This window comes from Rhodococcus sp. BH5 (assembly GCF_027583855.1).
Taxonomy (GTDB): Bacteria; Actinomycetota; Actinomycetes; order Mycobacteriales; family Mycobacteriaceae; genus Rhodococcus_F; species Rhodococcus_F qingshengii.
On sequence record NZ_JAJHVW010000016.1, the window covers coordinates 70,501 to 82,459 of the forward strand.

Sequence of the window (11,959 nt, forward strand, 5' to 3'; positions counted from 1 at the left end):
GATGACAACCACGACCACTACGCTGCTGGCCGGCAGCGACACACTGAGTGCCGGTGTGGGCGAAGCGTTTCAGAACGCGGCGTCGTCCGGTCCGCTTCTGCTCGCCCTCGGCGCCTGTGTGCTCGCCGGTCTGGTGTCGTTCGCTTCACCGTGCGTCGTGCCGCTCGTTCCCGGCTACCTGTCCTACCTGGCCGGCGTCGTCGGTGCCGACGCTCCCGCGATCACCGCCGAAGAAGCGAAGACGCGGACGATCACCCGGAGCAGTCGACTGAGGGTGGCCGGTGCGGCCGGACTGTTCGTCGCGGGCTTCACCGTTGTGTTCGTCCTCGCGACCGCGTCGGTATTCGGCGTGATCTCCACGCTGCTCGTCAACCGCGAGGTCCTGATGCGAGTGGGCGGTGTCGTCACCATCGCAATGGGTCTCGTCTTCATCGGGCTGATTCCGGCGCTGCAGAAGGATGTTCGTTTCGAACCGCGTCGCGTGTCGTCACTGGTGGGTGCGCCGCTGCTCGGGGGAGTGTTCGCTCTGGGCTGGACGCCGTGCCTCGGTCCGACATTGGCAGGCGTGATGTCCGTAGCGGCGGGAACCGACGGGATGACCGCCGCGCGTGGTGTCACGTTGATCGTCGCGTACTGCATCGGACTCGGCCTGCCGTTCATCATCTTGGCGCTGGGATCGGCGCGCGCGCTGACCGGCGTCGGCTGGTTGCGTCGTAATGCACGCACCATTCAAATTTTCGGCGGAATCATGTTGGTGGCAGTGGGAATCGCCCTCGTCACCGGCGCGTGGGACCAGTTCGTCGGCTGGGTTCGCGACGCATTTATCTCGGAGGTGACGCTGCCGATATGACAGCTGACGACAATAACGACCACCCGAAACCCGTGCTGCCGAAGCAGTCGGTGATCGGTCGAGTCGTTGCACTCGGGCGCAACACCTGGCGCGGGCTCACCTCGATGCGGACCGCGCTGGTACTGCTGTTCCTCCTCGCGCTCGCTGCGATCCCCGGCGCCCTGCTGCCACAGCGAACCCTCAACGAGGGCAAGGTCACCGACTACATCGCCGCGCGTCCGACGCTCGGTCCGTGGATGGACCGCCTCGAATTGTTCGACGTGTTCAGCAGTTTCTGGTTCACCGCGATCTACGCATTGCTCTTCATCTCGCTGGTCGGCTGCATCCTGCCGCGTTGCGTGGAGCACGCGAAGGCGCTGCGCACCCGTCCGGTGAATGCGCCGCGCAATCTTGCTCGCCTGCCGCACCACACCACGAGCGTCGTGGACGGCGAGACTCCCGACGAACTTGCTGCCCGGGTGTCGAAAGAACTGCGCGGGTGGCGCGTCGAAACGCGTCGCGGCGATTCGAAATCACGACGCGAAGGCGAGATCACCATCTCGGCGGAGAAGGGATACCTCCGCGAGTTCGGCAACCTCGTGTTCCACCTCTCGCTGGTCGGATTGTTGATCGCGATCGCCGCGGGCAAGTTGTTCGGCTACGAGGGCAATCGCATCGTCATCGCCAACGACGGCCCCGGGTTCTGCACGACCTCGCCGGCAGTGTTCGACTCCTTCGTCGCCGGTCTGAGCCTCGACGGCACCGGCATGACCCCGCTGTGTGTACGTGTGAAGAATTTCCAGGCCGACTACCTCGAGACCGGTCAGGCCGAGATGTTCACCTCGGACATCTCGTACCAGGCAGGCGACGACCTCGAGTCCGATACCTGGCGGGACACGACCATCCAGGTGAACCACCCGCTGCGGATCGCCGGCGATCGTGTGTACCTGCAGGGACACGGATACGCGCCGACGTTCACCGTCACGTTCCCGAACGGTGAGACCCGCACCGAGACGCTCCAGTGGCGTCCGGACGACGCCACGACGTTCCTGAGCAGTGGCGCGATGCGCTTCGACCCGCCGGGCGGCATGTATCCCGATGCGGACGAGCGTCGGAAGAATCAGATTGCCATCGAAGGATTGTTCGCGCCCACCGCGCTGTTCCACGGCAACCTGCTGTCGTCGAGTTACCCGGCGATGAACGATCCGGCAGTCGCCATCGACATCTACAAGGGCGACACCGGACTCGATACCGGTAACCCGCAATCGCTGTTCGAACTCAACACCGAACTGATCAATCAGGGCCGACTGGTCAAGCAGGATCGAGTCAATCTGTTTCCGGGGGAGAGCGCGACGCTTGCCGACGGAACCCAGGTGCGATTCGATGGTGCCGTCGACTTCGTGAACCTGCAGGTCTCCCACGATCCCGCTCAGGTGTGGGTGTTGGTTTCGGCGTTGACCATGATGGCGGGCCTACTCGTCTCGCTCGTGATCAAGCGTCGCCGCGTCTGGGCACGTATCTATCCAGATGACGAACGACGTACTGTAGTAGAACTTGGTGGGCTTGCCCGCACCGACCACGCAGGCTGGGGCGACGAGTTCGACCGCCTCGCCGACCGCTTGCTGAAAAGCAATCCGACCACCGCGGTGAACCAACCGCACGCGCAGGAGAACGCCCGATGACAACGAACGAGACACTCGCGCAGTACAGCGACTGGGCCTTCAAGTCCGCCTTCACCGTGCTCGTGCTGGCGTTTGTGCTGCTCATCGTGCAGTACGCGTCGGCCAGAGCAAAGGCGGTTCAGGACAAGGAACTGGTCTCCGCCGGCGGTGTCGACGCATCCGTGCCTGGCAGGGTCGCGGAGACTCCGAGCAAGTCGCTCTCGGAACGATTCGGCGGAATGGGCCGAGCTGTCCTGGTCGTCGGAACGGTGCTGATCATCGCGTCGATCGTGCTCCGCGGATTTGCGACGGAACGATTCCCGCTCGGCAACATGTACGAATTCGTGGCGATGGCGTGTGCGGCGTCGTTGCTGGTCGGGCACGTCCTGTTGATCAAGCCGGCGTACCGTCCGATGTGGGTCTTCCTGCTGGTGCCGGTTCTGATCTTGATGTTCCTCGCCGGCACGGTCCTTTACGCCGACGCGGCTCCCGTGGTTCCGGCGCTGCGCTCGTACTGGCTTCCGATTCACGTGACGATCGTCAGCGTCGGTTCCGGAATCTTCATGATCGGCGGTATCGCGAGCCTTCTGTTCCTGCTGCGACTGAAGTTCCCGCCCGGTGACGAAGGCACGAGTATCGGTGGCCGGATCGCAGAGCGACTGCCGGATGCCCAGACTCTCGACCGCTTGGCGTACAAGAGCACGATCATCGCGTTTCCGCTGTTCGGCGCCGGCGTCATCCTCGGTGCCATCTGGGCGGAAGCTGCGTGGGGACGCTTCTGGGGTTGGGATCCGAAGGAGACGATGTCCTTCATCGCCTGGGTGATCTACGCGGCCTACCTGCATGCGAGGGCAACGTCCGGGTGGCGGGAGACGAAGGCCGCCTGGATCAACATCGCCGGTTTTGTTGCGATGCTGTTCAATCTCTTCATCATCAACATGGTCGTCTCCGGCTTGCACTCCTACGCGGGACTCACCTGATCCTCTCGAGGTACCGTGGGTGGCTGCCGACCGGTCTGTAGGTATCACCGGTAGGTACGTCAGGGGCGGGCAACAGTTACGATGCAGCTTGGCGAATTACTAGCTGTATGGTAGCTGTGGGATCGACGAGGGGGAGCGGCGAGATGGCCGACAAGATTGAAGACGCCGGAGCAGGATTGTGGGAGCCGGTGCGCCCTGCCGAGCCGACGCGGCGCGAGCCGCGCGCATCCGCGCCCGAGCCGTCATCGGACTCGGTTCCCAGCGACGTTCGTAGTCTCTTCGTGGCCCCGGTCGACTCCGGGCCGCTCCAGCAAGTCGCCGGCCAGGCGCCAAGTGCACCCGCCGCTCCGCCGCCGACGACGACCCCAGCGGCTCCGGTACCAGGTCCCAAGACTCCGGTCATCCAGTATCCGGCAGCGCAGCCAGGCCCGATCAACGGCCAGTTCTCGACCTCGCCTGCGATGCCGATGCAGACCTACGAACCTACGAATCGTGGAGGGTCGCTTCCGGATTCACGAACTGGCGTTCCGCAGCCTGTTCAGAACCTGCATCCTGTTCAGAATTCGCAGCCCGGCCCGACGGCGCATTCATCCGCGAGACCGCTCCAGCAACCGCAGGCACCTTTTTCGCCCGGCGTCCATCCGTCCAATCCCGCGATTCGGCAGTTCGGTCATCCCGGCGCTGCGCCGGTGCAGAACGGCCACACCCTCCAGAATGGTCAGGCCGTGCCGATGGCCCCGCCGACGGCGCCACCTACTCGCGCTCCGATGCCGCAGACCGGACTCACCTCGGCTCCGGACAGTCGCTTCGAGTCCGCTCTCCCGATGACTGCGCAAGATCTCTCGGCTGCGCTCCTCGTCAAGCGGCCTGTCCGGCCTGCCCCGGTGGGTGGCTGGCGCAAGGCGCTGTACACGTTGTCCGGCCGATCGGTGAACCTCGGAAACGGTGCAAAAGAGCAGCACCTCGTCGAGTTGACGCGCCAGATCAACCAGCCGCTCCAGGGCTGCTACAAGGTTGCGGTGCTCAGTCTCAAAGGCGGCGTCGGAAAGACCACGACCACAGCGACACTGGGGTCGATGTTCGGCTCGATCCGCGGCGATCGCGTCGTCGCTGTCGATGCAAACCCCGACCGGGGAACGCTGAGCCAGAAGATCCCGCTCGAAACTCCGGCAACAGTGCGAAACCTGCTGCGCGACGAGAACAGCATCGAGAAGTACAGCGACGTCCGTGGCTACACATCGCAAAATCGACACCGGCTCGAAGTGCTTGCCTCCGACAGCGATCCAGCAGTTTCAGAGGCCTTCAGCGGTGGGGACTACACGCGCACGGTCGACATGCTCGAGAAGTTCTACAGCATAGTTCTGACCGACTGCGGCACCGGATTGATGCACTCGGCGATGCAGGCCATTCTCGAAGGTGCAGATTCGTTGATCGTCGTCAGTTCCGGTTCCGTCGACGGTGCACGTAGCGCCTCCGCAACACTTGACTGGCTCGACGCTCACGGTTACAGCAGGCTGGTCGCCACGTCCGTAGCTGTCATCAACGCGGTACGGCCTCGCTCGGGCAAGGTTGATCTGCCGCGGGTCGTCGAGCACTTCGAGCAGCGCTGTCGAGCGGTGAAACTGATTCCGTTCGATCCGCATTTGGAAGAGGGCGCCGAAATCGATCTGGACCGACTGCGTCCAGGTACTCGGGAAGCGGTGCTGGAGTTGGCTGCGGTGGTTGCGCAGGACTTTCCGGCCTCCCCGTTCGCGTTGACGGGGCGGTAATCGGATAGCCGGGCGAGCCCGGACGCTACGTCGACGCGTCAGTCGGCGGTACGTCCGGACCTTCCGTGCGCTTGCGTCGTGTTTGCTGGTTCACATTCCACAGGAATTCGGGATCGTCATCCGGCCCGCGTACACCGCTCACCGGGGTGCGCGTCGACGGATCGGGCCCGAATGCCTTCCACATCAGAACGATCAATGTCACCAAACCCACCAACGCCAACAGATACAACACGGCGCACCTCCTCAGGGAACTGAAGTCGAGCCTACTCAGTCTCCGCCCCGCTTCACCAGAAGTGGTGCGGACAAGCGTTTCGGCTCAGTGCGCTAGTGCTGTATCTGTCGGGTACTGCAAGATCTGTCGGGTACCGCAAAGTGCTTCGAAGTGAGCTGAAGTTGCTCAGTTGTTGTCTGCTTCGGTGGTCAGCGAGCGCAGAAGCTGCATGACCTCGGTCTCACGGAATCGACGATGTCCTCCTGGCGTGCGAAGCGAGCCCAGTCGTCCTGCGTGTGCCCAGCGGGTCACGGTCTTGGGATCGACATGAAACAATGCCGCTACCTGTCCGGGCGTCATGAGTGCGTCTGCGGCGGTATTGAAGGTTGGTGCGCTCATTGTGAGGTCCTCCATGTTGATGTCGAACGTTTGACGAACAGTGATTCCGAACCGAGCAGTGATTCCGAACTTTGGTTCCGAACCGGTGTGTCGACCAGTTGCCAAAAACCTGCGTCGAGTTTGTTTCGAAGTCCTTCGCTCACATTCGACCGTTTTCTGAGTGGTAGCGCAATGTTTGCACAGATATAGCCGGGTAGTCGATCTTTCAAGAAAAAGTAATGTTTAAGTAAAGGACAAAATGGATATAGCGGGCTCGGTCCCACCCGTATTCGGAATGGGTAACCTGAGAGGGTGAGTCAGTTGTCTGAAAACCCCGAAAATGTTCCTTCTGAGCCGGTCAAGGCCAGTAAACCTTCCGCAAACTCTGGGCAAGCAAAGTCGGCTTCCGGGCCGGTGACCAAGGGTCAACTAGCCCGCGATGTGGTGCTGTACTCGGTCGCTCGGCTGCTGCTTGTCGTCGTGATCGGTGCCGTCATCATCGGTGGCGGAAAGCTCGCCGGCACGGACGTTCCCTTGATCGTCGCGGCGCTGTTCGCAGTTCTGATCGCGCTGCCGCTGTCGTTGCTGCTCTTCGCGAAACTGCGCAAGCGTGTCAATGCGGGCATTGCGGCGGTCGACGCCCAGCGTCGGTCCGATCGTGACGATCTTCGCTCCAAGCTGCGCGGAGACGGGCGGTGACCACGGGGTCGCTCGACGTCGACCGTCGGACCTCACGCCAGTGGGTCGACAACGCGGTGCGGTTGATCGAAGCCGACGCGCAACGCAGCGCGGACACTCACCTGCTGCGCTATCCGCTGCCGAGTAACTGGACCGTCCAGCTTTATCTGAAGGACGAGTCGACCCACATCACGGGGAGTCTCAAGCATCGACTCGCACGGTCGCTTTTCCTCTACGCGATCTGCAACGGCTGGGTTACCGAAGAGACCACTGTCATCGAAGCGTCGTCCGGATCGACGGCTGTCAGCGAGGCGTATTTCGCGAAGTTGCTGGGCCTGGATTTTGTCGCGGTGATGCCCGCGAGCACGAGTCCCGCCAAGATCGCGTTGATCGAGGCGCAGGGGGGACGTTGTCATTTCGTGAGCGATCCGTCGTCGATCTACTCGGAATCGCATCGGCTCGCGAGTGAGTTGAACGGTCACTACATGGACCAGTTCACCCACGCCGAGCGCGCGACGGATTGGCGAGGAAACAACAACATCGCCGAATCGATCTTCACTCAGCTCGAACACGAGGAACATCCGATTCCCGACTGGGTGGTCGTCGGAGCCGGGACGGGCGGAACCGGTGCCACGATCGGCCGCTTTCTTCGTTACCGGAAATTCGACACGGGGCTGTGCGTGGTGGACCCGGAGCACTCCGTGTTTTTCGACGCGTGGCGAGCGAGCGATCCGTCGATCGTCGGTACTCGAGGTTCCCGGATCGAGGGCATCGGCCGTCCGCGCGTCGAACCGTCTTTTGTCGGTCAGGTGGTCGACCGAATGATCAAGGTGCCGGACGCAGGCTCGATCGCGGCCGCCCGGCACGCCAGCGCGGCCCTGGGGCGCAAAGTGGGCGGCTCGACGGGGACGAACCTGTGGGGAGCTTTTGCGTTGATTGCCGAAATGATGGCGGCCGGGCGCAGCGGCAGCGTCGTCACCCTCCTGTGCGACGGCGGAGAGCGTTACTCGGGGACGTACTACAACGACGAATGGGTGGCGTCGGAAGGGATCGACCTGCTCGGTCCGACGGCAGTGCTGGACGAGTTCGTCCGTTCGGGTGCGTGGACGGCCAGTTCCTGAATCGCCGGCGCCGGACCGTGTGACGGGCGGCTCATCGTCACGCGCGGCCAGGCGTCCAACCCGGACGACTGCTCGTCCGTTCTGATGCGTATCAGGCCGGGGGAGAGCGTGTTCTCGGCCAGACGCACGAACCCGAGTCGCTCGTAGTACGGCGCGTTCCACGGAACGTCGACGAACGTCGTCAGAGTCACGAGATCGTGGTGATGGTCCGCCGCCCATTCGGTGACGGCGTCGATCAGCTGTGCTCCGAGGCCTTTCCGGGCATGATCGGGGTGAACGGAGACCTGTTCGATATGCGCGCCGCCGTCCACGATCTCGACGAGTGCGTACGCAACGGGTACGTCGTTCGCGTCGGTCTGAACCCAGATGTGCTCGGCTGCGAGAAAATCGTTCAACTCGTCGAGCGTCGGCGGTGGATCGTCTGCGATGGCGTCCATCCCGATGTCTCGGAACGGTTCGCCCGCGGCGATCTCGATCTGTTGCAGTGCGGGTAGGTCGGTGGATATGGCCGAGCGGATCACAGAAACCGTTTTACCTCGAGAAGTGCGTTTCTCCCAGCGCTACGCCTTCTGTAACGCAAACCTACGCAACCGAAGGTGCGTCATAGTCTTGTCACCTCGGGTCAGCAGAAGTGCACGTCAATGCGCTCGTCGTCGTTCCAAACCGATCCTCGACGAGGTGCTCGAAAGTGCCAGTGAACTGGGTAACGGCAAGGTAGATATTCCCCATGAGCACAAATGTCATCGCCGTACATATTCGGAATCTGCAGCTACATAACGCAACGCCGACCACCATCCGGCATCGCCTCGACAACCTCCAGCGACTTGAAGCGAAACTCGGTAAGCCGCTCATCGAGGCGACCGTCGATGAGCTGGTCGAGTGGCAGGCCGGACTCAGAGTCTCTCCGTCGAGTATTGCGACATACACAGCGCACATCCGGTCGTTCTATCGCTGGGCGCTTCTGAATGGCGTGATCGAGATTGACCCGACAATCCATCTCGTGACGCCGAAGTTGAAGCGCCGGTTACCTAGGCCGATTCCCGAGCAGGACTTGGCGGTCGCATTGATCACGTCTCGCTATGACCATCAGTTGTTTTGCGTCTTTCTTCTGGCTGGCTACTGCGGCCTCCGGTGCGGGGAGATCGCCAGAATCGCGCGGAGTGATATTAGGGAGGACGAGAAAAATGGTGGAGCGTACCTCGTTGTGCACGGCAAGGGTGGGCACGAGCGAATCATCAGGATCGCGCCGGACATCTATACCGAGGTCCGCTCACTTATGGGTAGGGCGGGGTTTTTGTTCCTCTCAAAGAACGGGCAGCCCTACACGCCGAACCGACTCACCCAGATCACCTCAGCGCACCTTAAGGCGATTGGCCTTCCGTACACGCTCCACACGCTCCGTCATCGTTTCGCTACTCGATTGGCAGACCTCGGTGCGGACGTCCGCGACGTGCAGGTCGCGCTCGGGCATCAGCATTTGTCGACCACGACTCTCTACCTCGCTTCGAACACTCGGCGGTCAACGTCGTCCGTCGACCGATTGGGGCGCGGCCTATCTTCGATGACCAGGCGCTAACCTAGGCGAAAGAAAAACTAACCGAGTTAGCCGATATGCCGGGCGCTTCTGGTTTGATACCGAGGTGTGACCAAACCTGCACCTGACTATTACCCTGATCCGTCCGATCCGAACATGTATCGGTACTGGGATGGGGAGCAGTGGACCTCGCACACTCACCCCGGGCCCGCGCCGGTTGTCGCGAATTCCAGTGCAGCGAATGCATACGCAACGATCGCGAAGGTGATGGGAGTGCTCGCTGCGGCGTGTGTCGCACTACTCGCTTTCCTGCTTTTCACTGATGTGCGTGTGGGATCAGCGAAGTGTGGGACGCTCATCAGCCCCAAGTTGACGGAGTTGGCCGGCGAGACAGGTTTCTGGGCCTGCCGCGAAGCTCTCGACAGTCGAGAGATGTGGACGTTTGTGCTGATTGGCGGATGCGTCCTATTTCTCGTCATCGGTGCCGTGGTCAGTCGAGCAGGCGGCAAGGCGTGACGAACTTCAGGAAATCGAAGAAGTTCGGTGGCGTGAGGATTACGGCGTCGAAGGGAGGCTTGGGGATCAGCGCAGGTGCTGGCCCGCTCCGAGTTGGACGCGGGGCGAACGGGAAAGTTCGCCGGACTGTCAGGGTTCCTGGAATTGGGATTTCCGACACAAAAGTAATCGGCGACAAGAAATCTTCCAAGAAATCAGCGACGCCCACTGGTGGGCAGCCTCCGGCGGTCAAGCCTCTCAGTGATTCAGATATGACAAAGGGGCTTGCGTTCATTATCGGCGCGATCTTGTTGATCATTTTGCTTGTCAATTTTTGGCGGCAGATCCTCATTCTTTGCGCTATCGCGATCGGGGCATGGATTGCATTTCTGATCGTCCGCAAGATGTGGCGATCCCGTCAGGCGGGTCTTTCTGTCCAGGCTGCCAAGGATGAACGCGTGGCGAAGCGCGCAGAGGAGCAGCACCGGCAGTACTTGCAAGGCGAGGATGCTGGAATCTACGGCCGCTTTGCGCCGGCAGATCTGGACAAGCCCAATCCCCGGTTGCGTCAAATGCCGCGCTCGCCCAAGGAGTGGCGCGACGAGAATCGCAAGTAGTTGTCCCCTCACCCCCACCCCACCCCATCGCACGGGGTCGGATGGGCGGGGGGAGACTGGCTCGGGCCCGTGTAGGCGACGAAAAGCCCCGCTGCTCCAGTAGGAGCTGTGGGGTTTTGTTCACAAAGTACTGCTAGCGAAGCTCAAACTGCTGAGGCGCGAGAAGGATTCCGTCGGTGGAGGCCACCTTCGATGTAGCTTCGTGGACGATTGCGCGAGCGAATGGGTAGAGATCGTCCATGGCGCTCGCCGCCAGCTGTTTATGGACGGCGGGGGCGAGAACTAAGAGTGGGTTGCCATTCGCGCCACGCAGAGCTTTGCCGTCTTGATGGATTCGATAGAGGCCGTGCACGGTAACTGTGGAATAGATGTCGTTCTTCGCAACCTCGACGTCGACTTGAGCGATGAAGTGTTCCGAATCCCTGCCTCGGAGTGAGAGGTTGGCATTTTTCTCCTTGCCGGCCTTCAGTGCCCACTCTGGCGGCGGTTCGCCGGGTTCGTTGCGTTGAACGAGTGAGCGAGCGATGCCCACATGGACAAGTGCAACATCGAGGGCGATGGTGCCGGAGTCGGTCATTGGGCCGCCACCTTCCATACGTCCTGCTCGTCATTCACGTCGAGAGCAATGAACGGGAAGTGGATGATGTTGTCGTCCGCTTTCTTGGGCACGGGGACTTCGACACTGATGGAGTAGTCGACACCCAGGGCAACGGCGTATCTGAGAATTGTGGACAGGTGGGGGTCTGTTCCGATCCGTTCAAATCGGCTGACGGACGCGGCATCGCGACCCATGCGGTCAGCGAAGTCAGATTGCTTGAAGTGCTCGCGTCGAAGGGCTACGAGCGTGGCCAGAAAGCCTTCGTGGACCTGAGCCAGTCGTAATGCTCGCTCGTCGTCGGGGTCACTCGGGTCCATGCCGAGTAGTTCTGCGAATTCGTCAACGCCGTCCATGAAATTGATGTTAACCGCAAAGAGCCTGGTTACTCAATGGACGTTACGTGCAGACCAGGCGATGTAGCGATCCAGGCTGGTGTCGATGTGGCCATTCTGAATGACCTTCCACTCGAAATGCGGGTCGTGCTGCTTGACCGAGAATACGAGGCCGAGCAGCAGTATCGGGTCTTCGGCCGGCTCCGCGTGGTAAAGCCGGTACTTGTCGTCGCCTTCGTCTTCGAGGCGGAGTTCGACGAGTGGATGGTAGGGGGTTCGCCCGAGTGGAAATACGTACTCGTCCGAACCGGAGGTTCCGCACGTGGCACGTCTCAACGATGCCAGCAGTCTGGCGATCAGCACCCGATCGTGTCCAATCAGGGTCTTGACCTCGGCGTCGAATTCAGCGAGCCGAACCCATCGGTAACTGCCTGGCGTTGCCACGCGTGGACGTCTCAGCACTGCAGAGTTCCTCTACCTGTCATGACTGGCCATTCAATCACCTGTCGAATTTCCGGTGTTTCATTCGCCGTCATAAAATGACAACTCGATCGAGATCCGCGAATTATGACCTGCGCGTGCAACGAAAATGCCCCCGACCTCACCGCTGGATGCGATGAGATCGGGGGCTTCGTCGTGCGAGTGCAGGGGTCGGGCGGGGTCGGATAGTATGGTTGCGCTGCGGCGATCGAGGGAGTCGGTCCGCCGCGCACGTCCCACCCTTCAGTTGTGCGCTCTCTGGGGGGTGGGACCCAA

At 61.7% G+C, this 11,959-nt stretch carries 15 protein-coding genes; 9 read left to right on the plus strand and 6 right to left on the minus strand.

Going from position 1 to position 11,959, the window contains the following annotated elements:
- The first annotated feature begins 1 nt into the window (after nt 1).
- From RhoBH5_RS28280 to RhoBH5_RS28295, 4 genes are all read left to right on the plus strand, one after another.
- The gene (locus RhoBH5_RS28280) at nt 2–850 is read left to right on the plus strand and encodes a cytochrome c biogenesis CcdA family protein (RefSeq protein WP_007735278.1); all 849 of its coding nucleotides are present in this window, start codon (nt 2–4) and stop codon (nt 848–850) included.
- Nucleotides 847–2,511 carry a cytochrome c biogenesis protein ResB gene (gene resB, locus RhoBH5_RS28285; protein ID WP_042453041.1) on the plus strand — a complete coding sequence of 555 codons (1,665 nt, stop codon included), beginning with the start codon at nt 847–849 and terminating at the stop codon, nt 2,509–2,511. The genes RhoBH5_RS28280 and resB overlap by 4 nt, the downstream gene beginning before the upstream one ends.
- A complete protein-coding gene (gene ccsB / locus RhoBH5_RS28290) occupies nt 2,508–3,470 on the plus strand; it encodes a c-type cytochrome biogenesis protein CcsB (protein WP_003941951.1) in 963 nt (320 codons plus the stop codon). Before resB ends, ccsB begins: the two co-directional genes overlap by 4 nt.
- Before the next feature lie 143 nt (nt 3,471–3,613).
- Complete coding sequence (locus tag RhoBH5_RS28295) at nt 3,614–5,239, plus strand: MinD/ParA family ATP-binding protein (RefSeq protein ID WP_333482274.1); 1,626 nt, start codon at nt 3,614–3,616, stop codon at nt 5,237–5,239.
- Between the two features lie 25 nt (nt 5,240–5,264).
- On the opposite strand, the gene RhoBH5_RS28300 is transcribed toward RhoBH5_RS28295, so the two are convergent.
- Together RhoBH5_RS28300 and RhoBH5_RS28305 are read right to left on the minus strand one after the other, a co-directional pair.
- Nucleotides 5,265–5,471, minus strand: a complete 207-nt coding sequence (locus RhoBH5_RS28300) for a hypothetical protein (RefSeq protein ID WP_003941996.1) — start codon at nt 5,469–5,471, stop codon at nt 5,265–5,267.
- A gap of 165 nt (nt 5,472–5,636) precedes the next feature.
- Nucleotides 5,637–5,849 (minus strand): BldC family transcriptional regulator, encoded by a 213-nt coding sequence (locus RhoBH5_RS28305; RefSeq protein WP_003942029.1) that lies wholly within the window; start codon nt 5,847–5,849, stop codon nt 5,637–5,639.
- 291 nt (nt 5,850–6,140) lie between these two features.
- On the opposite strand from RhoBH5_RS28305, the gene RhoBH5_RS28310 reads away from it, so the two are divergent.
- The gene (locus tag RhoBH5_RS28310) at nt 6,141–6,527 is read left to right on the plus strand and encodes a DUF4229 domain-containing protein (RefSeq protein WP_030535490.1); all 387 of its coding nucleotides are present in this window, start codon (nt 6,141–6,143) and stop codon (nt 6,525–6,527) included.
- Nucleotides 6,524–7,627: a PLP-dependent cysteine synthase family protein gene (locus RhoBH5_RS28315; protein ID WP_063314765.1), complete on the plus strand. Its 1,104-nt coding sequence runs from the start codon at nt 6,524–6,526 to the stop codon at nt 7,625–7,627. The genes RhoBH5_RS28310 and RhoBH5_RS28315 overlap by 4 nt, the downstream gene beginning before the upstream one ends.
- On the opposite strand, the gene RhoBH5_RS28320 is transcribed toward RhoBH5_RS28315, so the two are convergent.
- On the minus strand, nt 7,525–8,148 hold the full coding sequence (locus RhoBH5_RS28320; RefSeq protein ID WP_063314764.1) for a GNAT family N-acetyltransferase: 624 nt from the start codon (nt 8,146–8,148) through the stop codon (nt 7,525–7,527). The genes RhoBH5_RS28315 and RhoBH5_RS28320 overlap by 103 nt on opposite strands.
- Before the next feature lie 206 nt (nt 8,149–8,354).
- On the opposite strand from RhoBH5_RS28320, the gene RhoBH5_RS28325 reads away from it, so the two are divergent.
- The 3 genes from RhoBH5_RS28325 (at nt 8,355) to RhoBH5_RS28335 (ending at nt 10,273) form a co-directional block, all read left to right on the plus strand.
- Nucleotides 8,355–9,203 carry a tyrosine-type recombinase/integrase gene (locus RhoBH5_RS28325; RefSeq protein ID WP_270009042.1) on the plus strand — a complete coding sequence of 283 codons (849 nt, stop codon included), beginning with the start codon at nt 8,355–8,357 and terminating at the stop codon, nt 9,201–9,203.
- Between the two features lie 66 nt (nt 9,204–9,269).
- A complete protein-coding gene (locus tag RhoBH5_RS28330; protein ID WP_270009043.1) occupies nt 9,270–9,677 on the plus strand; it encodes a DUF2510 domain-containing protein in 408 nt (135 codons plus the stop codon).
- On the plus strand, nt 9,674–10,273 hold the full coding sequence (locus tag RhoBH5_RS28335; RefSeq protein ID WP_270009044.1) for a DUF4236 domain-containing protein: 600 nt from the start codon (nt 9,674–9,676) through the stop codon (nt 10,271–10,273). The genes RhoBH5_RS28330 and RhoBH5_RS28335 overlap by 4 nt, the downstream gene beginning before the upstream one ends.
- A 133-nt stretch (nt 10,274–10,406) precedes the next feature.
- On the opposite strand, the gene RhoBH5_RS28340 is transcribed toward RhoBH5_RS28335, so the two are convergent.
- The 3 genes from RhoBH5_RS28340 to RhoBH5_RS28350 are packed head-to-tail and all read right to left on the minus strand — an operon-like array spanning nt 10,407 to nt 11,665.
- Nucleotides 10,407–10,850: a hypothetical protein gene (locus tag RhoBH5_RS28340; protein ID WP_270009045.1), complete on the minus strand. Its 444-nt coding sequence runs from the start codon at nt 10,848–10,850 to the stop codon at nt 10,407–10,409.
- On the minus strand, nt 10,847–11,224 hold the full coding sequence (locus RhoBH5_RS28345; protein WP_270009046.1) for a helix-turn-helix domain-containing protein: 378 nt from the start codon (nt 11,222–11,224) through the stop codon (nt 10,847–10,849). The genes RhoBH5_RS28340 and RhoBH5_RS28345 overlap by 4 nt, the downstream gene beginning before the upstream one ends.
- A gap of 33 nt (nt 11,225–11,257) precedes the next feature.
- The gene (locus tag RhoBH5_RS28350; protein ID WP_270009047.1) at nt 11,258–11,665 is read right to left on the minus strand and encodes a hypothetical protein; all 408 of its coding nucleotides are present in this window, start codon (nt 11,663–11,665) and stop codon (nt 11,258–11,260) included.
- Nucleotides 11,666–11,959: the final 294 nt, after the last annotated feature.